The organism is Rhodocaloribacter sp. (assembly GCF_056451265.1).
In genome coordinates, this window is sequence record NZ_JBWOPL010000075.1 from 21,331 (window position 1) to 46,768 (window position 25,438).

The following is a 25,438-nucleotide window of genomic DNA, read 5'->3' on the forward strand; positions in this document are numbered from 1 at the left end:
CGATACAAGCACCGGGCGAGATGCCCGACCTGGTCGCTTCTTTAGTTACCTCAAGCACCGTGCCGTTTCCCGGAGACTGCGAAACCGGCAGAGGTCGGCGGTCCCGCTCCCCTCCGCTTCGTGCACGATTCAAACCTCATCGCGGGATTTACAAAATGCATCGGCGAAGCGCAAGCTATTTTTAGCGCCCTCGCCTCACCCCGGCCGGAAATTACAAATATTTATGCCGTTTGGGACCGTTGCCCATGCGCGTTATCCTCCGGGATCGGCTTGAGGTGTGCGAATTTTTCCAGGGTGGGTCTCAGGTCGCGATAGTGGCGGGGCGCCACGCGGAAGTGCAGGCGCGCCACGGCCTCCGGTTGCGCAGCCGCATCGCCGTTTTGCGCATACATATACTCTTCCGAGATCACGTCGGCGACGCGGCGGATGTAGGCGACGGCGCCGCCTTCGGCCAGCGGCACGTACGCGAGGTGCTCCTCGAAGTCGCGCTCGACCACGTCGATGAGCTTGCGCCGGAGTTCGCCGAGGCCGATGCCCCGAAGCGCCGAGACGAAAGCCGTATCCGGATATTCCTCGCGCAGCGCGCCGAGGAGGCCGTGTTCTTCGAGCGCGTCTATCTTGTTGAACACCATGAGCATCGGCTTGTCGAGCGCGCCCAGTTCTTTGAGCGTTTCGTGGACCACGCGGATCTGATCCTCGAAGCGCGGGTGCGTGGCGTCGACGACGTGAAGGAGCACGTCGCTCTCGCGCACTTCGTCGAGCGTGCTCTTGAAGCTCTCGATGAGCTTGTGGGGAAGCTTGCGGATGAAGCCGACGGTGTCGGAGAGGAGCATCTGCTTGTTCGCGGCGATGCGGATCATCCGCGTGGTGGCGTCGAGTGTGGCGAAGAGGCGATCCTCGGCGAGCACGTCGGTGTCGGCCAGCGCATTCATCAGGGTCGATTTTCCGGCGTTCGTATAGCCGACGAGGGAAACGCGCGTGAAGGCGGCGCGGCTCTTGCGCTGGGTCGTCCGCTGCCGGTCGATCTGTTCGAGGCGGCGTTTGAGCGTGGCGATGCGATGGCCGATCATGCGGCGGTCCGTCTCGATCTGCGTCTCGCCCGGCCCTTTCGTGCCGATGCCGCCCTTTTGCCGCGAGAGGTGCGTCCACTGACGCGTGAGGCGGGTGCGAAGGTAATCGAGCTGAGCCAGTTCGACCTGCGTCTTGGCTACGGCCGTCTTGGCCCGACTCGCGAAGATGTCGAGGATGAGCGCCGAGCGGTCGACGAGCTTGCACTTGAGCGCCCGCTCCAGATTGCGCGCCTGTACGGGTGAGAGGTCGTCGTCGAAAATGACGAGATCGCTCTTTCGGGCGGCCACCAGACGCCGGAGATCCTCTACCTTCCCCTTGCCGATGTACGTGGCCGCGTTGAGTTTCGGAAGCGCCTGCGTGACGCGGTCGGTGACGTGTGCGCCGGCCGTGTCGGCCAGCAATTCAAGTTCATTGAGAGCGTCCCGGGTTTCCCACGGCTCCTCACCTGCCCGGGTGACGCCGACGAGGATGGCCGATTCCTGGATGCGTTGTCGGTTCGAATTCAATCGTGATGGGTTCTCGTGAAACAAAAGCTTACGTACGCTCAGCCTTCAAGCGCCTTTTTGCCGTAGGCTTGCTGTACGCCGAAGTCCATGCGGGCGTCGATCTTGGCGCGGACGATCCGGTGAAACCGGTCGCGCCGGCTTGCGGGCACTTTCAGTTCGAAGCGCCGACGCACCCCGGCTCCGTCTTCGAAAAAAAAGACGTAGTGGTGGCCGTCGCCACGCGGGACCTCGAAATAGTCGACCACCTGTCCCCAGGCAAGCATCCGCCGGGGTCGCTTCATCGATTGGACGATGCCGACCTCCGTCACGACGAGCGCATTGGCGAGCAGGATGGCGATGAACCAGAACACGCCGCCCGCCAGGTATCCGGCGAAGACGCCCGAGGGAGTGGGCTGCCCGGAGGCCAGCGAATAGCCCCACAAGAGCGCCACCACCGCGAGGAACGCCATCGGCCAGAGGGGCAGGCCGAAGAAGTATCCCGTGCGCCAGGAAAGGAGCACCCGCCGCATCCGCAAACGGTTCGCCACCGTGATGAGCATCAGCAGGGAGGTCACCCCGATGAAGCCGATCAACAAGATCATATGGAGAGTGTCAAACACCGTGCGACAGGGCTCCGGGTAGGTGAGCGGGCCTGCGCGGGCGGATGATCGCCCTGCGCAGACGGATTCTCAGGCGGATACGGTCTCCGGCCGCCATTGTTTGGCGACAAGCATCTCGGCGACTAAAAATACCAACGCGAGCAGCAAAAAGACGTTCCACAGTTCGACGCCCGTTCGCTCCTCTACGAGGGCATCGGCCACGCCGGCGGCATCGGCCACGTCGAGCACGCGTACGCGCACGCCGGTTGCCTCCGAGAGACGCCCGGCGGCGGCCGCGGGGTCGAGACGACGGAGGTCCGACTCCCGGTTGTCCACATTGAACGCGACGCGTCGGACCAGCGTTTCGCCCGCTTTCACGTCATATACGCCGGGCAGGCGGATCGTGGCGTCGGTCTGAAGCAGCACCGCGCCGAAGAGGGTGCGTTGCTCGGGCGTGAAGGCCTCTCCGTCGGGCGCGACGAGGTGGAGCGGCTCGTTCTCCGGCGCCCCCGCCAGCCGCAGCGTTCCCGCCGTCCCCACCGTCAACTGCTCGCCCGCGGTGGTCTCTCCGGCGGAGAGATAGTACATCGACCGGTAGAGGAGCGGGATGAAGAGTCCCCGCACCGGCAGGTCGCTCCATCGCGGGTCGGGGGCGACCGTCAGGAGGAACGCCGCGCCGCGCCCGTGCCGGAGCTCTTCCAGAAAGGGTTTGCCGTTCGAGAGCTGGATGAGCGTCTGTTCTCCGGCGCTGCCGGGCGCATAATCCATCGCGAAGTAGATCTCGGGGCTTTCCACGGTCTGTTCCCGGCGCGCGGCGGACGGCTCGAAGACGCCCTCGAAGAGCGGATGTTCGAGGTCCACGCGGTCGAAAGCGGCGATGGCCTGTCCGGGCCCGAGCGTGCCGCTGAAGCCGGTGAATCGCCCTCCTCCAAGAGCGGCGAAAAGGGCGTTGTAGTCTGCCGCCTGCGCGCCCGCGCCCGGGAAGAGCATCAGCCCGCCGCCTTCCGCCACGTAGCGCGCCAGCGAAGCGACCTCGCCGCTCGAGAGCGTGCGCGGGCCCACCAGCACGACGGCGTCGTACGCGCCCAGCCCCGTCGCTGCCAGGGCATTTTCCGGGACCGTGTCGGCCTCGAAGATCACACGGTTGCGGGCCAGTTCGGGCGAGAGGGCCAGTTCGATGAAGTCGGTGCGCTGTCCCTCGCCTCGCACGATGAGCACGTGCCGCCGCTCCGGCACGTTCAGTGTGAAATAGCGCACGTTGTCATATTCGAAGCCGTCGTCCTCGATCTGCACGAGGCCGGCCAGCCAGCCGTGCCGCTTCGGCGTGGCGGCGAACGACACCTTCGCGGACGCGCCGGGCGCGAGGTCGGCGGACGCCTGCGCCACGCGCTCGCCTTCGAGGTAGACGCTCGCCACGTACCCCTCGACGGGCGCGGCGCCGTAGTTCACCAGGATCGCCTCGATACGCACCGGCTGCCCCGCCTCGACGATGCGGCTGACCACCCGCACGTCGGTGACGGCCACGTTATCGTAGGCGCGGGCGCCCACCGGCAGAAGCGCCACGCGGACGCCCTCGGGCACGGCCGTCGCGCCCGAGTCGACCAGGGTGCTCGCCTGAAGGTCGGAGAGGACGTACACCTCCCGGTTGAGGTTCGGCGCGGAGGCGAGGAGCGCCGCCGCCCGGGCCAGCGTCCGGGAAACGGTGGAAGCGCCGGAAGCCGCCGTCACCGCTTCGACGGCGTCGCGGGCGGGGCCCCGGTTCTGATAGGCAACGGGGTCGGCGAGCGTGTGATCCGCCGTCGTGAGGATCGTCGTCGCATCGCCCGGCTCCATCTGGTCGATGATGCCCGTGGCAAGGGCCTTCGCCTGATCGAGATAGCCGCCCTGCGCGTCGCGGAGGGTCATCGAGAGTGAATTGTCGAGCACGACGGCGGCCGAGGCGGGCGCCCGCCCGCCAAGCGTTCCGGCCAGACCGCCGGTGAGCGTCGGACGCGCAAAGGCGAGCACGAGGCACGCAATCGCCAGCGTGCGAAGCGCCAGCAGCAGCCACTGCTTGATCCGCACACGCTGCATCGTCGTCTTCTGCAGCTCTTTCAAAAAGGCGAGCGAACTGAAATCCACCTTCTTCGGACGACGGAAGTTGAACAGGTGGATGATCAGCGGGATCGCCGCCGCCGCCAGACCGAACAGAAGCAGCGGGTTGAGAAACGTCATAAAGTTTTGCTTTTCATGGTTCAACGCCCGCAGTGCTCAACCTTCGAACTTTGAACCGGATAGGGGCGGATGAGGCGGATAGCGTGCTACGGAAGCACCGCGCCACTGTTCCACAGGCAAACCGACGGGGCGGTCACCGCTCGGCGAAGCGATAGATACGGCCGTCGAAGGCGCACAGGTACAGCTCGCCGTCTTCCCCCACGCCGAAAGAGGCAATGGCGAGCGTGGTGTCGAAAAGCTCTTCATTCGAAGCCTTCTCGCCGTCGTACGTGAGCGCCCAGATGCGGCCGGAGCCGAAGTCCGCATACACGTATTTGCCCGCAAGCCCGGGCGCGCTCGTCCCGCGATAGACGTAGCCGCCGGTGACGGCCGCGCCCACGTCGTGCCCGTATTCCCACACGGGCGGCGTCAGTCCGGACGGGTCGCATCCGTCGGGCGGGTTGAAGCAGTGGTCGCCCTCCATCACGTTCCACCCATAGTTCCGCCCCTTCTCCACGAGGTCGATCTCCTCCCAGTCGCCTTGCCCCACGTCGCCGGCCCACAGCCGGCCGGTTTCGGGGTCGAAACTGAAGCGCCAGGGGTTGCGGAACCCGTAAGCAAAGATCTCCTCCCGGCATCCGAGCGGGCCGCACAGCGCGCCGACGAACGGGTTGTCCGGCGGAATGCCGTAGGCGCGCCCCGGATCGGGCGCATCCACGTCGATGCGGAGGAGCGCACCGAGGAGCGTACCGCGGTTCTGCCCGTTGCCCTGCGGATCGCCGCCGCTGCCGCCGTCGCCGAGGGCGACGTAGAGGTAGCCGTCCGGCCCGAAGGCGATCTGCCCGCCGTTGTGGTTATTGAACGGCTGCGCCACTTCGAGGATCACCGTCTCACTCGCGGGGTCGGCGCGCGACGGGTCGGCGGGATCGACCGTGTACCGCGCCACCACCGTCCGCTCCGGCTCGGACGCCGTATAATCGACGAAGAAGAACCCGTTCTCGGCGAAGTTCGGGTGGAAGGCGAGGCCGAGGAGCCCTTTCTCATTGCTCCGGTCGTTGACCCGCGCGCGGATGTCGAGGAAGACCTCCGCGACGGCGACGCCGTCCCCGTCCTCGAAGAGGCGGATGACCCGGATGACGCCCGCCTGCTCGACGACGAAGAGCCGCCCGGAGCCGTCGCCCGCGTGCTGAAGATCGACGGGGCGCGTGAAGCGCAGGTTCGGGAACGCCGCTTCGAGCGTCAACGCCCCCGGCGTCTCACCCTCGAAGATCTCCTCCTCCGACGGCGGCCCGCCCTCCACGATCTCCTCCTCCGGCGACGACCCGCACCCGAAAGCCGTCATCGCGAGGACGACGAACGCCGGAGCGAAGAGGCGGGGAAACGTTCGGGCTTTGGGTCGTCGGGTCATGAGCATGCAGGGATGGGAATGCTTGCGTGTTTCATGATGCGGACGGGATACGGGCTGCGGAATACGAAGGGATCTTCAACGGTTTTAACGCGCAACCTCACAAACGTACCAACGCGACGCACGGGCGATTGCTCCTCCGGCGAAGCCGCCGTAGTTTGCGCCGCACACGCCTCCCTCGCCATCCGATCCGACCGTCATGCGCAACCGCCTCCTTCTCCTCCTTTTCCCATTCCTGTTGCTCCTTGCCCCCGCCCTCGCGCAGGACGCCGACGAGGCGTGGGACGTCGCCGCCGCCCACGGCCCGACGAAGACCGTCGCCTTCACCACCACCGAGGGCACATGGATGAACCTCGACGTCAGCCCCGACGGGCGGACCCTCGTCTTCGACCTGCTCGGCGACCTCTATACGCTCCCCGTCTCCGGCGGCAAAGCCACGCGGCTGACGAGCGGCCCGGCCTTCGACGTGCAGCCGCGCTTCAGCCCCGACGGCGCGCGCATCGCCTTCACGAGCGACCGCGGCGGCGCCGACAACCTGTGGGTCATGAACGCCGACGGCTCCGACGCCCATGCGGTGACGAAGGAGACGTTCCGCCTCGTCAACGGTCCCGCATGGACGCCCGACGGCGAATATCTCCTCGGCCGGAAACACTTCACCTCCACGCGCTCGCTCGGCGCGGGCGAGGTATGGATGTATCACGTCACCGGCGGCGCCGGCCTTCAGCTCACCCAGCGCAAGAACGACCAGCAGGATCAGGGCAACGAGATCGCCCTCAGCCCCGACGGACGGTACGTGTACTTCAGCGAGGACGTGAGCCCCGGCCCGTTCTTTCAGTATAACAAGGACCCGAACGGACAGATCTACGTCATCCGCCGCCTCGACCGGGAGACGGGCGAGATCAAGAACCTCATCACCGGCAACGGCGGCTCCGTGCGTCCACAGCCCTCACCCGACGGCAAGCACGTCGCCTTCGTGCGGCGCGTGCGCGGCAAGAGCGTGCTCTACGTGTATGACCTCGAAACCGGCGCTCAGCGTCCGATCTTCGACGGGCTCAGCCACGATCAGCAGGAGGCGTGGGCCATCTTCGGCGTCTATCCCGCCTTCGACTGGACGCCCGACAGCCGGAACGTGATCCTCTGGGCACAGGGGAAACTCTGGAACGTGAACCTGGCCGCGAGGGCCGCGACGGAGATCCCGTTCGAGGCCGAGGTGGAACAGACCCTCACCGAGGCCGTGCACTTCTCGCACGAGGTCGCCCCGCCGGTGTTCGAGGCGAAGATGATCCGCGACGCCGCCACCTCACCCGACGGCCGGACGCTCGTCTTTCACGCCGTCGGCCATCTGTGGAAAAAGGCCCTCCCCGGCGGCGCGCCCGAACGCCTCACGAACGACGACGTCTTCGAATACGCGCCCGACTTCAGCCCCGACGGGCAGTGGGTCGTGTATACCACGTGGGACGACGACGCCCTCGGCGCGATCCGCAAGGTGCGCCTCGACGGGCGCGAGCGGCAGACGTTGACCACACGCCCCGGTTACTACCACGAACCGCGTTTCTCACCCGACGGCGCAAAGATCGTCTACCGGCGCGGTACGGGCAATGCGCTCCTCGGCTACGTGTACGGCGTCGAGCCGGGGCTGTACTGGATGGATGCTTCCGGCGGCGCGGGCACGCGCATCCGCGAGCGCGGCTATGACGCCCGTTTCAACACCGACGGCACGCGCATCTTCTTCATGGAAGGCGGCGGCCTCGACAAGCACTACAAGAGCGTCCGCCTCGACGGCGGCGACGAGCGCACGCTCTTCAACCTCAAGTACGTCACCCGCGTCGTGCCGAGCCCGGACGGGCAATGGGTGGCTTTCACCGAGCTCTTCAACGCGTACATCGCCCCGCTACCGAAGACGGGCAAGGCCATCGACCTGAACAAAGATACGAAGGCCATCCCCCTCACCCGGGTCACGCGGGACGCCGGGCTGTACCTCCACTGGTCCGCCGACAGCCGGCGGCTCCACTGGGTGCTCGGCCCCGAATACTTCACGCGTGATCTGAAGGACAGCTTCACGTTCGTCGAAGGCGCGCCGGAGGCGTTGCCCCCCATCGACACGACGGGCGTGAAGATCGGCCTCACGGCGCCCACGGACGCGCCTTCGGGCGCGGTGGCGCTCGTGGGCGCGCGCCTCATCACGATGAACGGGGACGAGGTCATCGCGCGCGGCACGGTCGTCGTCGAGGGCAATCGCATCACCGCCGTCGGCCCGGTGGACGCCGTCGCCGTGCCCGCCGGAGCCGCCGTCATCGACGCGGCGGGCAAGACCATCATGCCCGGCCTCATCGACGTGCATGCCCACGCGAACCACTTCTTCTCCGGCCCCTCGCCCCGGCAAAACTGGACGTATTATGCCAACCTCGCCTATGGCGTGACCACCTCACACGACCCCTCGGCGAACACCGCGTTCGTCTTCAGCCAGTCCGAACTCGTCAAAGCGGGCGAGATCGTGGGACCGCGCATCTTCTCCACCGGCACGATCCTCTACGGCGCGGACGGCGACTTCAAGGCCGTCATCAACAGCCTCGACGATGCGCGCTCGCACCTCCGCCGGATGAAGGCCGTCGGCGCATTCTCGGTCAAAAGCTATAACCAGCCCCGCCGCGAACAGCGCCAGCAGATTTTGAAGGCGGCCCGCGAATACGAGATGCTCGTCGTGCCCGAAGGCGGCTCGACGTTCTTCACGAACCTGACCATGATCCTCGACGGCCACACGGGCATCGAGCACAACCTCCCCGTCGCGCCGTTATACCACGACGCGCTGTCGCTGTGGGCCGCCACCACGGTGGGCTATACGCCGACGCTCGTGGTGAACTATGGCGGCCCCTCGGGCGAGTATTACTGGTACGAGCACACGAAGGTGTGGGACCGGCCGCGCCTGCTCAATTTTTATCCGCGCCCGGCGCTCGACGCCCGCGCCCGCCGCCCGACGATGGTCCCCGAAGAAGAGTATGCACACCTCACCGTGGCCCGGAGCGCGAAGGCGCTCATCGACCGGGGCGGCAAGGTGCAACTCGGCGCGCACGGGCAGCTTCAGGGCCTCGCGGCGCACTGGGAGCTGTGGACGTTCGTCCAGGGCGGCATGACCAACCACGAGGCGCTCCGCGCGGCCACCCTCTCCGGCGCGGAATACCTCGGCCTCGACGCCGACCTCGGCACGCTCGAACCGGGCAAACTCGCCGACCTCATCGTCCTCGACGGCAACCCGCTCGAAGACATCCGGCAGACCGAGAACATCCGGTACGTGATGGCGAACGGGCGCCTCTTCGAAGCCGAGACGATGAACGAGATCGGCAACCACCCGCGCGCACGCAAGCCGTTCTACTGGCAGAAAGACGGCCTCGACGACCGTTTCATCTGGGCCCGCTGACGAATCCCGACCCGGACGCTCAACCTCCCCCGAGGCCGATCATCGCGAGGAGACGATCGAGCAGCGTGGGTGGGCGAAACCGGCACCGGAGCTGGGCAAAGATCAGTGTCAGCACGGCAATGAGCGCCCCGACGATGCCCCAGTCGATGACCGTACCGATCAGGCATGGGAGGCCGATCTCAAAGATGGATAGAATGCCGAAAATGATGGCGACGATGGTGAGCCCGATCTCGACGAAGCTCAGCAGTTCGAGGAGCTGCTGAAGCAGCCGGCAGCCGCCCGCGAAGCCCGCGCACAGGATCGCCCAGGCAATGAGGAGCGCGGCTCCCGCCACGGCCAGCACACCGCCCAGCACGGCCACCGGAACGTTCGAGGAACACGCGCCTCCGAAGATCAGCACCAGCCCGACGATCAGCAGGATCAGCCCCAGGATGCGCAAAAACTCGCACCACGGAGGCATCGGCCCCGGCGGAGGAGGCCCATCTCCTCCATCACCGTCGCCATCGCCGCCACTGTCACTGTCGTCGCCATCGCCACCGTCGCCGTTCTCATCAGGAGCGGGCGCGCATGCTTCGAGGGTGAACGCTTCCGTAGCGAGGTCGGTGCAGCCGTTGGGCCACGTCACGAGCACCGCCACCGACGCCCCGGTCGTCTCCGCGGCGTCCATGGTGTGGGTCGCGTGGTCCTCCGTCGTCGTCTCCTCCGCGCCGTCGGAGAACGTCCATTGAAACGACGCCGGGGCTTCGTCTCCCGAGACCGCAACCGTCGCCGTGACCGGGCGGCGTTCGCCTTCACACGCGCCCACCTCCACGCGCAGGCGCTCCACACGATGCCGCTCGCACTCCGGCGCGCACGGCTCGATGGAAAGGGGCGGATCGAGGGGGACGGGCGGGCAATCGTCGAACGGCGGCGAAAAGACGACCTGCGGCGTGTACGTCGCCGGGGGCAGCCCTTCGGCGGGCGCCTCGTACGCGTGCGTGATCGGGTCGTCGAGCCCCTCCTCGGAGGCAACCGTCTCGCCCGGCGCGGCGACCACGGGCGGGCTGTTCGTCCCGTCGCCGAAGTCGAGGTACGCCACCGTCGTCTCGTTCCCGCCGGTGACGGTGAAGCGAAGCGTGACCGCGCGGGCGCCGTCCACACAGGCTTCGGCCACGTCGAGCACCTCGACGGTCGCCGCAGGACATTCGAGCGGACACGGGTCGAACGGTCCGACCTCGAGGCTCGCGGAGGCGCATCCCTGCGGGAGGATGAAGCCGAACGTGGAGGTATAGGGGCCGCCGGGCGCATAAGGCACCGTGCGCGACATCACGGGCGTGGTGAGCAGCTCCGCCTCGTCCTCCCCGTTGCCGAAGTCCCAGTCATAGACCGTATCGGGCGGCGCACCCGTGACGGTGGCCTGGAGCGTGACGGCATACGCGCCCTCCGGCCCACACTCCGTCGCGACGTCCGTCATCTCCAGCGTCACCGACGGGCACGGCGCGTCTTCGGGACGGCATACGAGCGCCTCGTTCCATTCGGCCGCCGGGCAGTCGCCTTCTTTGCACGAAGCCCGCACCTTGAGCGCTTCGCCGCATCGAAAGCCCTGAACCGGGTATTCGGCGCCCTCCGTGAAAACCGCCGTCCACGCGCCGTTACCACCGGGCACGTCGACCGTTACCGGCCCGGCATCGTTGATCGTAACCTGAACCGCCTCGCAATCCGTGGCCGTTCCCGTGACCTCGATGCGTATCGGGTGCTCGTCCGGCGGAAGGTGCATGCCGACCACGCCGGTGATGCTGAGTTCACACATGTCCGTAAGGTTTTGGTGGGGAGGAAAACCATCGGAAGAGGCACGTCGCGCGAACTCAGCGTCCTCTATTTATCACAAAACACAATAGTCGATTCAGGGATCAAAATCCAGGTTTTCAACAAACGGGGCGATCTATCCGTTTTTCCGAACGGCGTGCGGCCCGCGCTCACACCGGAACGCGGGCCGCGAAGAGGCCGCAAGGGCCGTGTCGGGCGGGCTCACTTCACGAGTGTGACGGTGCGCGCGGTGTGGAAGTGCTCGCCGTCCACACGGATCACGTAGAGCCCGCTCGGGAAGCCCTCGCCGTCGAAGCGGAACGTCTGCGTTTCTCCGCCGGGGAGACGGCCCGCATACAACAGCGCCACGCGGCGGCCCAGCAGATCGTAGACCGCCACGCGCACCCGCTGCGTCTCGGGCACGGCCAGCCGAAGCGTCGTCTCCGGATTGAACGGGTTCGGGTACGCCGCCAGGAAGAAGGCGTCGGGCAGAGCCACGCGCACCTCGACCTCCGGGCTCAGACGGAAGCGTCCGTCGAAGTCGACCTGTTTGAGGCGGAAGCGATGCGTGCCGGGGTCCAGCGCCGTGACGCGGTAGCGGTAGGTGTGCGGCCCGGCGGTGGAGCCGTAGCCCTCGACGAAGGCGAGCGTCCGCCAGCCGTCGTCTCGGCGTTGCACCTCGAAGCCCGCATTGTTCGTCTCGGAGGCGGTGGTCCACGTGAGCGCGACGTCGTCTCCGTCGGCCGCGGCCTCGAACGATGCCAGCTCGACGGGCAGCGGCGCGCTCTCGTCGTGCCCGTACAGCCCCGCGCCCGTGCCCACGAGCAGCTCGTCCCAGAAGAGCACGTTGATCTCCATGCCCGCCGGATAGGTCAGCGCCGGGTCGGCCATCCAGCTTCCGGTGGTCTCATCGTCGCCGGAGCCCTCGACGGGGTTGTAATACACCTGCTCCCCGACGGCGATGTATGGAGCCTTGTTGCCGCCGGCGTCCAGGCCGATGGTCAGCGCCGTGCATCCGGGGGACGTCGGCAATCCCGCCGTGGGCATCATTTCCCACGTGGCGCTCCCCGAGGCGAGGCGGTACACGCGCGGCTCCCCGGCGCTGTTCTGCCCGCAGGTCCACACGGATCCGTCCGCATCGTTGACCGCGAGGTCGGCCCCGCCGAAGTTCGTGATGACGCCCGAGGCGCCGTTCATGTCGTTGGTAAACGTGACGCCCGAGCCCGCCGCGTAGTCGACGACCTTGACGCCGTAGCCCGACGTCGTGCCGTCGCTGACGTATTCGCTGGCCGCGTAGACCGTCGCGTCACTGCCCGTACCGGGGACGAGCAGCAGGTCCGTCACCTCTACGTTGTACGTCGTGCCGCCGACGTCCGTGGACACCTGCGTCCACGTCGCGCCGCCGTCTTCGGTGTAATAGATGCCGCCCCGGACGCCGCTGTCGGGCGAGTGGATCCCGACGAAGACGACGCTCGGATCGTTCGGATGCACGGCGACGGCGTCGATGAACGAGCTGAAGGAGAACTGCCCGCCCTGATACCCGCTGTCTTCGATGGCAAAGAGGCGCGTCCACGTGCTCCCTCCGTCGGAGGTCTTATAGACGCGGGTGTTCCCCGCATAGGCCGTCTGTCCGGCGGCGTCGGACGGATCCATGGCGATGGCGTAGTACGGCGAGCCGTCGCTGTTGGGGAACGCATGCGACCACGTCTCGGAGGCCGTCGCATAGTCTGCGACGTGGAAGATGCCCGCCTTCGCGGCCAGCCATCCGTACGTCTTCCCCGCGTCCATGTCGAAGTCGTTCACCTGTACGGCCACGATGCCGTCGATCAGATCCATCAGGTTCTGCCCGTCGTCCGGGGTCATGCCGAAGGCGACGTCGGTGGTCAGATAGGCGACCGAGCCGTTGTTCGGGTCGATGACCGTGACGCCGTCGTTGGGATGCGGCTGCGTCGGAGAGCCGACCGTGGGCATGCCCGACCAGGTGCCGGAAGCGCCGCTTCCCGTGCTCACGGCCGTGCCGAAGTACACGGTGTACGGGCCGGGGCCGGAGGCCGCGATGTTCGACCCGGCCACGCCCGTCACGCCCGTGTCGAAGTTGGTCCACGAGCCCCCGTCATCGTCGGAATAGGCGATGTATTTCGTGCCGGGAGCCGAGCCCGTGGTGCGCCCCACGAAGATTCGCCCGTCGGGTCCCATTCCGAAGGCCGAATAGGTCTGTCCGCTCTCGGTGGTGACGCCGGTCACGGAAAGGGCGCTGAAGGTGGTCGTACCGGAGATGAGGTTATAGGCGTCGGAGGATTTGCACAGGGCGGGCGCGCCGCCGGGCACCCCCTCGGCGAAAAAGTACAGCGTGCTATCGGCGGGGCTGACGACCAGGCGGGTCGGCGCCGTGGTGAAGCCGCAGGCAGCGAGGTCGAGCCCCGGCCCGGACGACGTGTAGGCGCCGGAGGCATCGAGCGTGCCGCCCTCCAGCGTGAAGCCGCCGCTGCCGCCCTGCGCCACGAAGAAGATCTGATCCCCTTCCACGGCCACGGTCGATACGCCGACGGAAGCCAGCGTCGTGCGCGAGACGTCGGCGGGGTCCGTGCCATAGAGCGCCCCGGCGGCGTCGATCACGTAGACCCACCCGGAGGTCCCGTGTCCGGCAAAGCGGCTGATTCCCGACCCGAAGCCGTCGTTCGCATCGAAGGCGAGCACGGGTTGAAAGCCGTACGAGCCCGAAATCGTCGTGGCGTCGGTCGGCGTCACGTCCGTCCAGAACATGGAATTGGCGCTCTCGGTGGAGATGAAAATCCGGGTGACGCTCCCCAGGTCCACCGCGTCGACCCAGTTGACGCGCCCGCCGTAAACGGCTTCCGTCGTGGCGGCCCCCAACTGTCCGTATGCGGTATGAAACACACTTGCGGCGAGCAGAAGCGCCGCCATTCGTATCCGTATATGCATGATTTTGACCCTGTCTTTTCCTGATGAAATGCCGGGTTGTGTCCTTTCCGGTCTCCCGGCGCACCCGCGTTGCTCATCCGGCACAGACAGGGTCCGCCCCGGCTCCGAAGCGCGAACGCATGCGTTAACACCCGAAGCGAGGAACGGACAGACCACCGGAAGAATCAGCGGGGACGACCAGAGTTATCCAGAAACGGCGTCCGGCAATGAGGCCTCTTTTCAAGTTTTTTCAAGGCATCTGAGCCTGACATCGTCCAATATGCCGGACACTTTAGCCGTCCTCTTCGCCCCCCGATTTTTCCCGCGCGCGCCGGGCACATGCTTCGCACATGGACGTATACGTGCGACGGTCTTTTCTCGCACGCACCAGCTCTTCGCGCCGATGCCCCATCCCCCCTCCGCTGCCGCGCCCGCCGCCGCCAACGGCGCGGCCCCGCGCCCTGCACCCCGCCGCCACATCGTCATCCGGGGCGCGCGCCAGCACAACCTCAAAAACCTCAACCTCGACCTTCCGAAGGGCACGCTCATCGTCTTCACCGGTCCTTCCGGCTCGGGCAAAAGCTCGCTCGCGTTCGACACCATTTATGCCGAGGGGCAGCGGCGGTACGTCGAGAGCCTGAGCGCCTATGCCCGGCAGTTCCTCGAACGGATGGACAAACCGGACGTGGACCTCATCACGGGGCTCGCCCCGGCCATCGCCATCGAGCAAAAGACCACCTCGAAGAACCCGCGCTCGACCGTCGCCACGCAGACTGAGATCTACGATCACCTCCGCCTGCTCTTCGCCCGCATCGGCACGACGATCTCGCCCGTGAGCGGGGAGCCGGTGACGAAGGACTCGCCCCGTTCCGCGGCTGAGACGCTCGCCGCCACGCTCGACGACCGAGCCCGCTTTTACCTGTGCTTCCCCTTCCCCGCCCACAAGAAAAGCTCCGTCAAAAAGGAACTCGAAGTGCTCCGGCAGCGCGGCTTCTTCCGCCTCGTGGCGCTTCCGACGGAGAAGAAAGCCGAGGCGGGACAGACCGAAACGGTCATCGACCTGAATGAGACGCCGCCGGAGAAGGTGCGCATCGCGCGGGAGCGGCTGTTCGTGCTCGTGGATCGCCTCGCGATGAAGAAAGGCGACGAGGCCGCCCTTACCCGCATCGCCGACTCGGTGGAGCAAGCCTTCCGCGAAGGCGGCGGGCGGTGCGTCGCGCTCGTGGCCGGAGGCGGCCCCCGCCTTGACTTCAGCGAGTTCTTCGAGCGCGACGGGATGCGTTTCGAAGCGCCGACGCCCCATCTCTTCTCTTTCAACAGCCCCGTCGGCGCGTGCCCGGCATGTCAGGGCTTCGGGCGCGTGCCCGGTCTCGATCCGGACCTCATCATCCCGAACCCCGACCTCTCCATCCGGCAGGGCGCCATCGCCCCTTTCCGCACCGAACAGTGGAACGCATACTTCCGCGACCTCATCCGGGTAGCCGCCGAGGAACGCATCGACATCGACGCGCCGTACCGTCGGCTCTCGGAGCGGGAGAAAGAGCTCGTGTGGGAAGGGAAAGGCGACTATGCCGGCATCCACGGGTTCTTCCGTTTTCTGGCGCGGCACGCCTACAAGATGCATTACCGCATCTATCACGCCCGCTTCCGGGGCTATACGCGCTGCCCGGAGTGCCACGGCTACCGGCTGCGGAAAGAGGCGCTTTACGTGAAGGTGGGCGGGCTCCACATCGGCGAGATAAGCGAATTGACGTCCCAGGATGCCCGCGCGTTCTTCGAGGAGCTCACGCTCACGCCGCACGAGGAAGCCGTCGCCGGGCGCGTGCTCGAAGAGATTCGAAAGCGCCTCCGGTACCTCGTCGAAGTCGGTCTCGACTACCTCTCGCTCGACCGGCTCTCGCAGACGCTCTCCGGCGGAGAGAGCCAGCGCATCAACCTGGCCACATCGCTCGGCTCCTCGCTCGTCGGCTCGCTCTACGTGCTCGACGAGCCGTCGATCGGGCTCCACCCGCGCGACACGGACCGGCTCATACGCATCCTCGAACACCTCCGGGACATCGGCAACACCGTGCTCGTCGTCGAGCACGAGGCCGAGATGATGCGCCGCGCCGACCAGATCGTGGACCTCGGCCCCGGCGCCGGGCGGCTCGGCGGGGCGCTCGTCTTTCAGGGCACGTACGATGAGCTGATGCGGGACGAAGCCTCGCTCACGGGCGCGTACCTGAGCGGCCGAAAAAAAATCGAGACACCGACGAGGCGCCGCCCCGTCGATGAGGCCTTCGTCCTCCGACTCGAAGGCGCACGCCAGCACAACCTCAAGCGGCTCGACGTCGACTTCCCGCTCGGCCTCATCACGTGCGTCACCGGCGTGAGCGGCTCCGGCAAGTCGACGCTCGTGCACGACACGCTCTACCGGGCGTTGCGCCGCCTCAAGGGCCAGTCCGACGGACAGAAGGTGGGCGCGCACGACGCCCTGCGCGGGCACATGCTCGTCGATCAGGTGGAGATGGTCGATCAGAGCCCCATTGGCCGCTCGCCCCGTTCAAACCCGGTCACGTACATCAAGGCTTTCGACGCCGTCCGCGCGCTCCTCGCGAACACCTATCAGGCGCGCATCCGGGGATACAAGCCGGGGTACTTCTCGTTCAACGTGCCCGGCGGACGGTGCGAGGTGTGCCAGGGCGAGGGCGTCGTGCGCATCGAGATGCAGTTCCTGGCCGACCTCTTCCTCGAGTGCGAGGCGTGCAAAGGCAAACGGTACAAGCAGGACATCCTCGAAATCCGGCTCCGGGGCAAAAACATCGACGACATCCTCAAGATGACCGTAGACGAGGCGGTCGAGTTTTTCGCGGACGAGGCGGCCCTCTCGAAAAAACTCAAGGTGCTTCAGGACATCGGCCTCGGCTATCTGACGCTCGGGCAGCCCTCGAACACGCTCTCCGGCGGCGAGGCACAGCGCATCAAACTCGCCGCGCACCTGGGTAAAAGCACGAAGGAGCACACGCTCTATATCTTCGACGAGCCCACGACCGGCCTCCACTTCGACGACATTCGCAAGCTCCTCGCCGCCTTCAACCGGCTCGTGGAGGCGGGGCACTCGGTCCTCATCGTCGAACACAACCTCGACGTGATCCGATCCGCCGACTACGTGATCGACCTCGGCCCCGAGGGCGGGCGGCGCGGCGGCTTCGTGGTGGCGGCGGGCACGCCGGAGGCCCTCGCCGCACACCCGGAAAGCCACACCGGGCGGTTCCTCCGGAAGGTGCTGTGAGCCTGCCCGCCACGTCCGTCCCCTCGCAGAATTCCCGATGCCGCCGTTACTTTCTCGTAATACCCGGCGGCTATGCTAAACCTATGAGGGATTGCCGGGCGTCCGCTTTCCCCGAGGTTCCCATGAATTCCCTCTTAAGCCGTGCCCGAAAAGGGCCCGAGGCAGGCCGCGCCCCCAAACCTTCCCTGCCATCGCTCGTTCAGAGGGACCTGCCGACGACCGCGCCGTGACGTCTGGATCCACCATGTTCAAAAAGCCGGAGACATATCACCACGGAGACGCCTCCGAGACGCCGAGGCGCATCGCGCTTTTCTCGGGCGCGTACAACCACATCGCCGACGGCGTCTCGCTGACGCTGAACCGGCTCGTGCGCTATCTCGAAGACCACGGCGCCGAGGTGGAAGTCTTCGCTCCGACCGTCGACCATCCGCCCATCCAGCACCACGGCACGCTCATCCCGATTCCTTCGTTCGCCCTGCCGGGTCGAAGCGAATACCGCGTCTCGCTCGGTCTTTCGCGGACGGCGCGGCGGGCCCTTCGCCTCTTCAATCCCACCCTCTTCCACGTCGCCACCCCCGACTTTCTCGGCCTGCACGCCATGCGCATGGCCATGCTCTGGAAGACGCCCATCGTTTCTTCGTACCACACCCACTTCAGCTCGTACCTCAAGTTTTACAACATCGAGTGGCTCGACGGGCCCATCTGGGTCTGGCTGCGCTGGTATTACCGCCGGTGCGCCCACCTGTACGTCCCCACGCCCGCGATGGTCGATGTGCTGAAGGCGCAGGGCATCCATGCCAACTTCCGCCTGTGGCCGCGCGGCGTCGACACGGCGCTCTTTCATCCGTCGCGCCGTTCGTTCGAGTGGCGCCGGTCGCTCGGCATCGCCGACGACGAGGTGGTGGTCAGCTTCATCAGCCGGCTCGTCTGGGAGAAAGGTCCGGACGTCTTCGCCCGCGTGATCGAAGGGCTGAAGGCGCGCGGGATCCGGCATCGCAGCCTGATCGTCGGCGACGGGCCGGCGCGGGCCGAGCTCGAAGCCCGGCTGCCCGAGACCCTCTTCACCGGCTACCTCTCCGGCGAAAGCCTCGCGCGGGCCTATGCCTCCTCGGACGTGTTCGTCTTCCCGAGTGCGACCGAAACGTTCGGCAACGTGACCCTCGAAGCGATGGCCTCGGGGCTGCCGGCCGTGTGCGCCGACGCGCCCGGCTCGAACAGCCTCGTGCGCCACGGCGAGACGGGCTACCTCGCCGAAACGGACCGCGCCGACATTTTCCTCGAATACGTGACCAACCTCGTGGAAGACCCGGAGCTCCGGCGTCAGATGGGGCAGGCCGCTCTGACGCGCGCGCAGTCGTTCGACTGGGACGCCGTCATGGGCCGCATGCTTGCCTATTATGACGAGATCCTCCGCCCGGCGTCGCCCGAAGACCGTTCGCCGCGCGCCGTCCGCCGGCAAATCAAACGCCTCCACGGCGCCCTCTGACCCTTTTCGAACGCAACCCATCGAAATCACTTGCGCCTTCTCTTCGTTTCCCACTCGTTCCCTCCCACCGACCGCCCGCTGTCCAACATGGGCGGTATGCAGCGCGTCGCGACGGAGCTTTATGAAGCGCTCAAGAAACGCACCGACCTCGAGCTCTCCGCGCATTTGCTCCAGAAAACGTGGACGCGCCACTGGATCGAGGGGCCCGGCTATCTGGCGAAGGGACATCGTCTCATCCGCCGTCTCGCCGAGCGCCGCGAGATTGACGCCATCCTTTTTTCTTCCATCGTGACGCCCGCCCTCATGTTTCTCCCGAAGCGTCTGCTTCAGGCGAACGGCATCGTCACCGCCGCCATCGTGCACGGGCGCGACGTCACCACGCCGATTCTGCCCTATCAGCGGGCCGTTCGCCGCGCCTTCGGGATGCTCGACGCCGTGCATCCCGTCAGCCACGCGAGCGCGGGGGTGTGCCGCGAGCGGGGCGTGCCGGAGGAGAAAATCCACGTCATCCCGAACGGCATCAACATGCGGCGCTTTCGCCCCCTCGCCGACCGCGACGCGATGCGCCGGGAGCTCCGCACGGCCTTTCCCGACCTCACCCCGCCCTTCGACGCCGACGGGCTGCTCCTGTGCAGTGTCGGCCGCCACGTGCCGCGCAAAGGCTTCGCCTGGTTCATCGACGAGGTGATGCCGCTCCTGCCCGAAGACGTGCACTATTGGATCGCCGGGAACGGGCCCGAAGCCGAAAACATCCGGGCCGCCATCACCCGGCGGGGCCTCGAACACCGGGTGCGCCTGCTCGGGCGCGTCTCGGAAGAAGCCCTGGAAACGCTCTATCGCGGCGCAGACCTCTTCGTCATGCCCAACGTGCCCGTCCGCGACGACCTCGAAGGCTTCGGCGTGGTGATGCTCGAAGCCGGCCTCGGCGGCGGCCTCCCCACCATCGCCTCCAACCTCGAAGGCATCCGCGACGTGATCGCGGAGGGCGTCAACGGACACCTCGTCGAAAGCGGGAACGCGTGGGCGTTCTCCGAAGCGATCATGGCGTATTATCACAACCGGGCGGCCCTCGAAGACGCCGCGCGCCGCGCCGCCGCATACACCGCCGACACCTTCTGCTGGTCCGCCATCGCCGACCGGCACGTGCACGTGCTCCGGACCCTCACCTCGGGCGTCCCCTCCTTTTCGGAGGTCGAAGAAGAGCTGGCGGCGTGAACGCGGTTCCCGTCTCGTTCGCCGAAGCGCCTCACGGGGCGGGCGTCGCGGCGGTCTCCGAATGCGCGGCGACGTTCCGGTCTTCGAGCCACTGAAGGAGCGCCGGAAGAAAAACCAGCGCCGCCGCGAGCGTCGCGCCGATGCCGACCACGGCCAGTTCGCCGATGCTCCGAAGGCCGGGGTGAAAACTCAGCAGCAGTCCGGCAAAGCCCATCATCGTCGTGATCGACGCCATCGCCACGTGTTCGCCGCTCGAGCGGAGCACGTGCCAGATCGAGCCCGGCCCCTCCTCGCGGTACCGATGCACGATATGCACCCCCGCGTCGTTGCCGATGCCGAGAATGGCGGGAAGGACGATGATGTTGTAAAAATTGAGCTTCATGCCAAAGACTTCCATCAAAAGAAGCATCCACAGCACGCCGACGATGAGCGGGAGAATGGCGAGCGCCGCCCACCGCACCGAGCCGAAGTTGAGCAGCATCAGCAACACCACGATGAAGAACGTCGCCGCCACCATCACGGGCGCTTCCGCCTGCATGAGCCGGAGCATGTCGGCCGCCACGAGCGACGTGGAACCGGCGTGATACACCTTGCCGTCGTCCGTCACCACCGTCCCCACGTCCTCTGAGAACGCCATCGACATGCGCCCGTCGGAGAGACCCACCGAGGGGTAAATGATGACGAAGTTGCCGATCTCGCCTGTCTTCGAACTGAAGCGTTTCTTGAGGAAGTCGGGCACCTGATCGATGCGGATGGGGGCGCGGGTCTGCGCGGCCCGACGCAAGCGTTCGAGGTCCGGCGAGTCTTCGGCGCGGAGAAAGGGGTCGTCGAGGAGCTTTCGGATCTCGGCGATGCGGGCGAGCTTTTTCTGCTGTTCCTCGGGCGTCATCGGGAAGCGATCCTGCAGGCTCTCGACGCGCCCGATGGTGGGCGAGAGCGTATCCTGCGCCATCTTCTTTCGGAGCGCCGCCACCACCGCCGGGGCTTCCTCGGGGGAATCGAGGACGATGTACGCCGGGTTGCGGTATTTGCCGGGCTTGAACACGCGCCGCACGATGTCCCGGCGGGCATTGTACTCGGTGTAAACGGGTTCGAGCTTGCCGAACTGATATTCGAAGTCGACGCGCGGAAGGAGCATGACGGCCGCGACGACCGCCGCCAGACTCGCCAGCACGATGGGGCGCGCCGCCGGGAAACGCCGTCCCGACGCCTCGAGCGCCCCCGCGCCGCCGACGGTCGTGTCGAGATGCAACAGCCGCCCACGCTCGAACACGGCGATGAGGGCCGGCATCACCACGAGCATGGCCACGAGCGCCAGGAGGATGCCCGTGCCGGCAATGAAGCCGAACTCGCTGAAGCCCTTGAAGTCGGCCATGACGAGCACGTACAAGCCCAGCGACGTCGTCAGCGCGCCCACGGTGATGGCCTGCCCGGTGCTCGTGAAGGTGATCTCGGCGGCTTCGCTCACGCCGTGCCCCTGCGCCCGCTCCTCGGTGTATCGCGCATAGAAATGGATGCCGTAGTCGATGCCGAGGCCGAAGAGGACGAGCCCAAGCGTCGAGGTCATCAGGTTGAGCTCGGCGAAGGCAAGGTAGGCCACGCCGAACGTCCACGAAAGGCTCATCAGGAGCGGGAGCCCGATGACGAGCGCCATCACGGGCATGCGCGCCAGCTCGGAGAGCAGGATGCGCCCGGAGAAGGTCTTGCCCGCCCGCGCCCGGTAGCCCTTATAAAGGAAGTATAAGACGACGAGCAAAAGCACCGCCGTCACGCCCGCGCCGAACGATTTCGTCACGTCGTCCTCGATGGCCTTGACTTCGGTGAGCTGCCGGAGGAGCCGCCCCGCGAGCGTGACCTTCATCTGTGGATGATAGGCGTGCGGGTTCATCTCCTCGATGAGCCGACCGAGGTCGCGGTACAGGTCTTCGAGGAAGCCGATGTTCGTCTGCGCGCCGGTGGGATAGAAGCGGAGCACCATCGTGGTGCTGTCGTCGGAGATGGGATATTCCTTCGTGACGATCTGATCGTAGACGGCCTTCAGTTCCTCCCCCACCGAGTCCGGCTCCGCCGTCTCATCCTCGTCTTCGAGGTCGAAATAGAACGGGTTGGCCTCCAGCTTCGCCTGCTCGATCTTGTCCTTTAGATAGGCTTCGAGCTGGTCGAGTTCTTCGGGGGTGGCGAAGTAGAGGGCGTTGTTTTCGAGGAAGGTGACGTCGTTCCGGTATTCGACGCGGCTGAAGTACGGCTCATCGCGCCCCTCGCCCCGGAGCGCCAGTGCGCGCGGGATGAGGGCCTCGGCGAAGGCTTTGTTAGCTTCGAAGGACGGGCTTTCGATGGCCACTGCCACCTCGCTCTCCGCCCCGACGGTCTCCTTCAGCCGTTCGAGCGCCTGTACACTTGGATAATCCGAAGGGACGAGGTTGGCGAGGTTCGTGTCGATGCTCAGGTTGCGGGCGAAGTAGAGGCCGAGCGCCGAAAGCATCGTCGCCACCACGAGCACCACCCCCGCGTGCCGAACTACGAAGCGAATGAAGGGCCGAAGCGACTGAAAGAAACGATTCATGGATTCAAGGATTGACCGATGAACTGCCCCGACGGACCCGCTCCTCTCCGGCGCGCCCGACGCCTATTTCGGAGGCAACAGCATGATGTTGTCGAAGTCCGCCTCGCCGATGCTCTTGGTGTTGTCCGTGTCGCCCCACAGGCGGATGGAGAGCGGGCGTTCCGGCGGCTCTTTGCCGAAGACCATCCGGTAATCCTCCACCACGTTCCGATCAATGGTGTGCCAGTCTCCGATGCCGTCGGCCCCGCTCGAGACCACGATGACCTTCAGCTTGCCGTAATCGACGACGGTGCCTACGGGCAAGGAACTGCTGTACGTGTATTTGATGCCCTGCGGCCGCCGAAACATGGCAAAGCCGGTGATTTTGAAGTACACATAGAGGGCCGCGCCGGTGTCGTTGTATTTGTCGTCGTCCTCGTGCGCGCCTTCGGGCAGGCGGAGCGCCCGCCAATCCCATCGAATGCGCGGATGCTCCCGCACGTCCCAGTCGAAACCGCCCGGTTCGTTTGCCATGCTCAGATGCACGGCTTCGCCTTCGGTATAGACGCGGAGCACCTTGTTTCCCCCGTCGTCCACGACGTAGAAGCGCTCTTTCGGGCGCATGAAGCGGGGTTCGAGCGGCATCAGCTTCCGGTCGTGGAGGTACTTCCACCGGACGGGCAAGCCGCCGTCCTCATAGCTCTCGAAGTCGTCGATCAGGGCGGCGCCGGGAGGAAGCGCGGCCCCACTTTGAGAGGTCACCACCCGGGGCGGCAGGGCCAGTCCGAGCAAAAAGATCGCGATCCAAAGTTTCCGTCGCATGGGTGTTCTCATCGGTGGAAAAAGCCGGAGACGACCTCTTCATGAGCCCTCTTCGCAGACGGAGAGCGCCTCGGCTGACGTGGTACACGACAGAATTGCAAAAGGGTCCGGGCGGGCTCAGGCATTTATCGCGGCCATCGCTTCCGGGGCTTCGTGTGCCGTCGCCTCGGCTGCGCAAGCGTTCGGCATCTCCGTGCGGGATTCGCCTGTATCGGCTTCCGTTTCCGCCTCCGAACTCCGCACGGAAAAAAGCAGGAAGAAGCCGAAGTTGAGGAGTTTGTCGAGCGCCGCCAGCACTCCCAGCATGCTGAACATCGCCGCCTCCGGAATGCCCAGGCTGCCCGCAAGCTCCACACCGACGCCCATGAAGACGAGGTTCTGGCTCGGGAGCAAGGGGATCCGCGTGAGGATGATGGAGACGGCCGCAAACGTGAACCACACCGAGAGCGACACGTCCGGCATCACCACGGACCACTGCGCGATCTGAAGCGCCTGCCCGACAATCAGGCGCGCGCACTGGATGCCGAAGATGACGAGCGCCGTTTTCAGCGCCATCGAGAAGATGTATTTCCGAAAGCGAAGCGCCACCGGTATCATCAGGCCCGCCAGGATCGCCGCGCCGGCCCAGTACCCCGCGTTGCCGTCTGCGATGAGATCGGTGATACGCAGGTGACCCACGTACATAAAGATGCCGAGCAGCACGAGCGCGATGAGCGTCGAGGCCGCCGACGAAATGATGTTGTTGTCCCGGATGGTTTTTGCCAGCTCGGCATCGGGGAGGTCCACGTGTTTTCGCGCCCACGTGAAGAAGTACACCTCGCCCGAATAGCCCATCACCTCTTTATTATAGATCCGCTTCTTGATGAAGACCGGAATGCTTCGCCAGACGTTGAAGGGCCACGTGACCCGATAGATCAGCACCTCGGTGAAGGGCAACAGAAAGTAGAGCGACAGAAACAGCACATAGAACAGGGGGCGCGTGGGCATTGCCTGCCAGATCGCCTCCCACCCGATGTCGACCAGCTTGTAGCCCAGATATCCCAGAATACCCAGGAGTAAAAAGATCCGAAGCGCCCGGAGCGCCAGACGCCCGCGTTCCGATTCCGAGAACCGTTGCCAGTATGAAACGATCGCCAGCATCAAACGGTTATGTTTTCAAAAAATAAAGACATGACTATCGGCATATTTATACGGCGCATGACCGGTCCTTCCACGTCCGATTTTAGTGCCCCTCCTACCGGAACGGTTACTTAAAGATTCGAAAAGCGGAGGAATATACCAAAAATGCACGCGGTCCGGCTCCTCACGCCGGCGCCTCTCATAAAGCAGGCTGTGCCCGGGCGCCGAGCACAGCCTGGAGGAGGACCCGGGGAAGGGGTTCGCCTTAGAATTCGATGCCGTCGTCCGAGCGCGTCACGTTGATTTTCCGGTCGCGCTCGCCGATCCAGGCCAGGATCATCTCGTCGCCGAGGGTTGTCAGCGCAGGCGACTTGCTCGACGTCTCGTCGAGACGGATCTTCGCGCCCCAGTCGATGCCGTCCTCGGAGCGCATCACGTTGAGGTTGCGGTTGCCCTTGCCGACCCATACGAGGAAGAGGCGATCCCGGAACGAGCACAGGGTCGGACCGTCCTCACTTTCTTCGTCGAGGCGGATCTTCGCGCCCCAGTCCACCCCGTCGCGCGAGCGCATGAGGTTGATCTTCCCGTTGCCCACGCCGGTCCAGGCGATAAAGAGCCGCCCGTTGTGCGCGGCGAGGGCCGGTCGATCTTGCGAGGTGTCTTCGAGCCGCACCTTGTCGCCCCAGTCGATGCCTTCCTCGGAGCGCATGACGTTGAGCCTCTTGTTCCCCTTTCCTCGCCAGAGCAGATAGAGGTAGCCATCCATGGAGGCGAGGGCCGGCTCCGTGTCGCTTTCTTCGTCGAGGCGGATCTTCGCGCCCCAGTCCACCCCGTCGCGCGAGCGCATGAGGTTGATGTGGCCGTCCGTGCCGGTCCACGCCATGAACACTTTCCCGTCGAACGCGGCCATGGCCGGACCATACCGGCTCTCTTCGTCCAGGCGTTGCCCGTAGAGGCTCGGCGCGGCGATTCCCATCATCATCAAGCCCATCAACAGACTTCGAAACAACCTTTTCATGAAGCACCTCCTGAGATCATACGTTATGCTCACTTCCTTTGTGCGTTCAGAAGCACTTCACACGCTTATCACCGGCTGCCATCCACCGAA

General features: G+C 65.9%; 14 protein-coding genes. 4 read left to right on the plus strand and 10 right to left on the minus strand.

Annotated elements, in window-relative coordinates:
* Positions 1-221: 221 nt before the first annotated feature.
* From hflX to AC1HIY_RS13720, 4 genes are all read right to left on the minus strand, one after another.
* The gene (gene hflX, locus AC1HIY_RS13705; RefSeq protein ID WP_479577308.1) at positions 222-1,577 is read right to left on the minus strand and encodes a GTPase HflX; all 1,356 of its coding nucleotides are present in this window, start codon (positions 1,575-1,577) and stop codon (positions 222-224) included.
* 38 nt (positions 1,578-1,615) lie between these two features.
* A complete protein-coding gene (locus AC1HIY_RS13710) occupies positions 1,616-2,158 on the minus strand; it encodes a hypothetical protein (RefSeq protein ID WP_479577309.1) in 543 nt (180 codons plus the stop codon).
* Positions 2,159-2,245: 87 nt separating this feature from the next.
* Positions 2,246-4,369: a BatA domain-containing protein gene (locus AC1HIY_RS13715; RefSeq protein ID WP_479577310.1), complete on the minus strand. Its 2,124-nt coding sequence runs from the start codon at positions 4,367-4,369 to the stop codon at positions 2,246-2,248.
* A gap of 133 nt (positions 4,370-4,502) precedes the next feature.
* A complete protein-coding gene (locus AC1HIY_RS13720) occupies positions 4,503-5,756 on the minus strand; it encodes a PQQ-dependent sugar dehydrogenase (protein WP_479577311.1) in 1,254 nt (417 codons plus the stop codon).
* Positions 5,757-5,952: 196 nt separating this feature from the next.
* On the opposite strand from AC1HIY_RS13720, the gene AC1HIY_RS13725 reads away from it, so the two are divergent.
* On the plus strand, positions 5,953-9,168 hold the full coding sequence (locus tag AC1HIY_RS13725; protein WP_479577312.1) for an amidohydrolase family protein: 3,216 nt from the start codon (positions 5,953-5,955) through the stop codon (positions 9,166-9,168).
* A 19-nt stretch (positions 9,169-9,187) separates the two neighbouring features.
* On the opposite strand, the gene AC1HIY_RS13730 is transcribed toward AC1HIY_RS13725, so the two are convergent.
* Positions 9,188-10,957 carry a hypothetical protein gene (locus tag AC1HIY_RS13730; protein ID WP_479577313.1) on the minus strand — a complete coding sequence of 590 codons (1,770 nt, stop codon included), beginning with the start codon at positions 10,955-10,957 and terminating at the stop codon, positions 9,188-9,190.
* Positions 10,958-11,175: 218 nt separating this feature from the next.
* Positions 11,176-13,896, minus strand: coding sequence for a T9SS type A sorting domain-containing protein (locus AC1HIY_RS13735; protein WP_479577314.1), 2,721 nt, complete (start codon positions 13,894-13,896; stop codon positions 11,176-11,178).
* A 382-nt stretch (positions 13,897-14,278) separates the two neighbouring features.
* Between AC1HIY_RS13735 and uvrA the strand changes: the two genes are divergently transcribed.
* The 3 genes from uvrA to AC1HIY_RS13750 all read left to right on the plus strand — a co-directional run bounded on the left by uvrA (position 14,279) and on the right by AC1HIY_RS13750 (position 19,847).
* Positions 14,279-17,146 (plus strand): excinuclease ABC subunit UvrA, encoded by a 2,868-nt coding sequence (gene uvrA, locus AC1HIY_RS13740; protein WP_479577315.1) that lies wholly within the window; start codon positions 14,279-14,281, stop codon positions 17,144-17,146.
* A 226-nt stretch (positions 17,147-17,372) separates the two neighbouring features.
* Complete coding sequence (locus AC1HIY_RS13745) at positions 17,373-18,632, plus strand: glycosyltransferase family 4 protein (RefSeq protein ID WP_479577316.1); 1,260 nt, start codon at positions 17,373-17,375, stop codon at positions 18,630-18,632.
* 30 nt (positions 18,633-18,662) lie between these two features.
* Positions 18,663-19,847, plus strand: a complete 1,185-nt coding sequence (locus AC1HIY_RS13750) for a glycosyltransferase family 4 protein (RefSeq protein WP_479577317.1) — start codon at positions 18,663-18,665, stop codon at positions 19,845-19,847.
* Positions 19,848-19,878: 31 nt separating this feature from the next.
* Here the strand turns inward: AC1HIY_RS13750 and AC1HIY_RS13755 are convergent, their stop codons facing one another.
* The 4 genes from AC1HIY_RS13755 to AC1HIY_RS13770 form a co-directional block, all read right to left on the minus strand.
* The gene (locus AC1HIY_RS13755) at positions 19,879-22,410 is read right to left on the minus strand and encodes an efflux RND transporter permease subunit (RefSeq protein WP_479577318.1); all 2,532 of its coding nucleotides are present in this window, start codon (positions 22,408-22,410) and stop codon (positions 19,879-19,881) included.
* 63 nt (positions 22,411-22,473) lie between these two features.
* Positions 22,474-23,211, minus strand: coding sequence for a DUF3047 domain-containing protein (locus AC1HIY_RS13760; protein ID WP_479577319.1), 738 nt, complete (start codon positions 23,209-23,211; stop codon positions 22,474-22,476).
* Positions 23,212-23,328: 117 nt separating this feature from the next.
* Positions 23,329-24,351, minus strand: a complete 1,023-nt coding sequence (locus AC1HIY_RS13765; RefSeq protein WP_479577320.1) for a hypothetical protein — start codon at positions 24,349-24,351, stop codon at positions 23,329-23,331.
* A 244-nt stretch (positions 24,352-24,595) separates the two neighbouring features.
* Complete coding sequence (locus tag AC1HIY_RS13770) at positions 24,596-25,348, minus strand: hypothetical protein (RefSeq protein ID WP_479577321.1); 753 nt, start codon at positions 25,346-25,348, stop codon at positions 24,596-24,598.
* Positions 25,349-25,438 lie beyond the last annotated feature (90 nt).

Bases quoted from the DNA above. Each gene is read 5' to 3' on its own strand.
- AC1HIY_RS13710 (WP_479577309.1), bottom strand. From the start codon at position 2,158: ATGATCTTGTTGATCGGCTTCATCGGGGTGACCTCCCTGCTGATGCTC.
- AC1HIY_RS13715 (WP_479577310.1), bottom strand. From the start codon at position 4,369: ATGACGTTTCTCAACCCGCTGCTTCTGTTCGGTCTGGCGGCGGCGGCG.
- AC1HIY_RS13720 (WP_479577311.1), bottom strand. From the start codon at position 5,756: ATGACCCGACGACCCAAAGCCCGAACGTTTCCCCGCCTCTTCGCTCCG.
- AC1HIY_RS13725 (WP_479577312.1), top strand. From the start codon at position 5,953: ATGCGCAACCGCCTCCTTCTCCTCCTTTTCCCATTCCTGTTGCTCCTT.
- AC1HIY_RS13730 (WP_479577313.1), bottom strand. From the start codon at position 10,957: ATGTGTGAACTCAGCATCACCGGCGTGGTCGGCATGCACCTTCCGCCG.
- AC1HIY_RS13735 (WP_479577314.1), bottom strand. From the start codon at position 13,896: ATGCATATACGGATACGAATGGCGGCGCTTCTGCTCGCCGCAAGTGTG.
- uvrA (WP_479577315.1), top strand. From the start codon at position 14,279: ATGCCCCATCCCCCCTCCGCTGCCGCGCCCGCCGCCGCCAACGGCGCG.
- AC1HIY_RS13755 (WP_479577318.1), bottom strand. From the start codon at position 22,410: ATGAATCGTTTCTTTCAGTCGCTTCGGCCCTTCATTCGCTTCGTAGTT.
- AC1HIY_RS13760 (WP_479577319.1), bottom strand. From the start codon at position 23,211: ATGCGACGGAAACTTTGGATCGCGATCTTTTTGCTCGGACTGGCCCTG.
- AC1HIY_RS13765 (WP_479577320.1), bottom strand. From the start codon at position 24,351: ATGCTGGCGATCGTTTCATACTGGCAACGGTTCTCGGAATCGGAACGC.
- AC1HIY_RS13770 (WP_479577321.1), bottom strand. From the start codon at position 25,348: ATGAAAAGGTTGTTTCGAAGTCTGTTGATGGGCTTGATGATGATGGGA.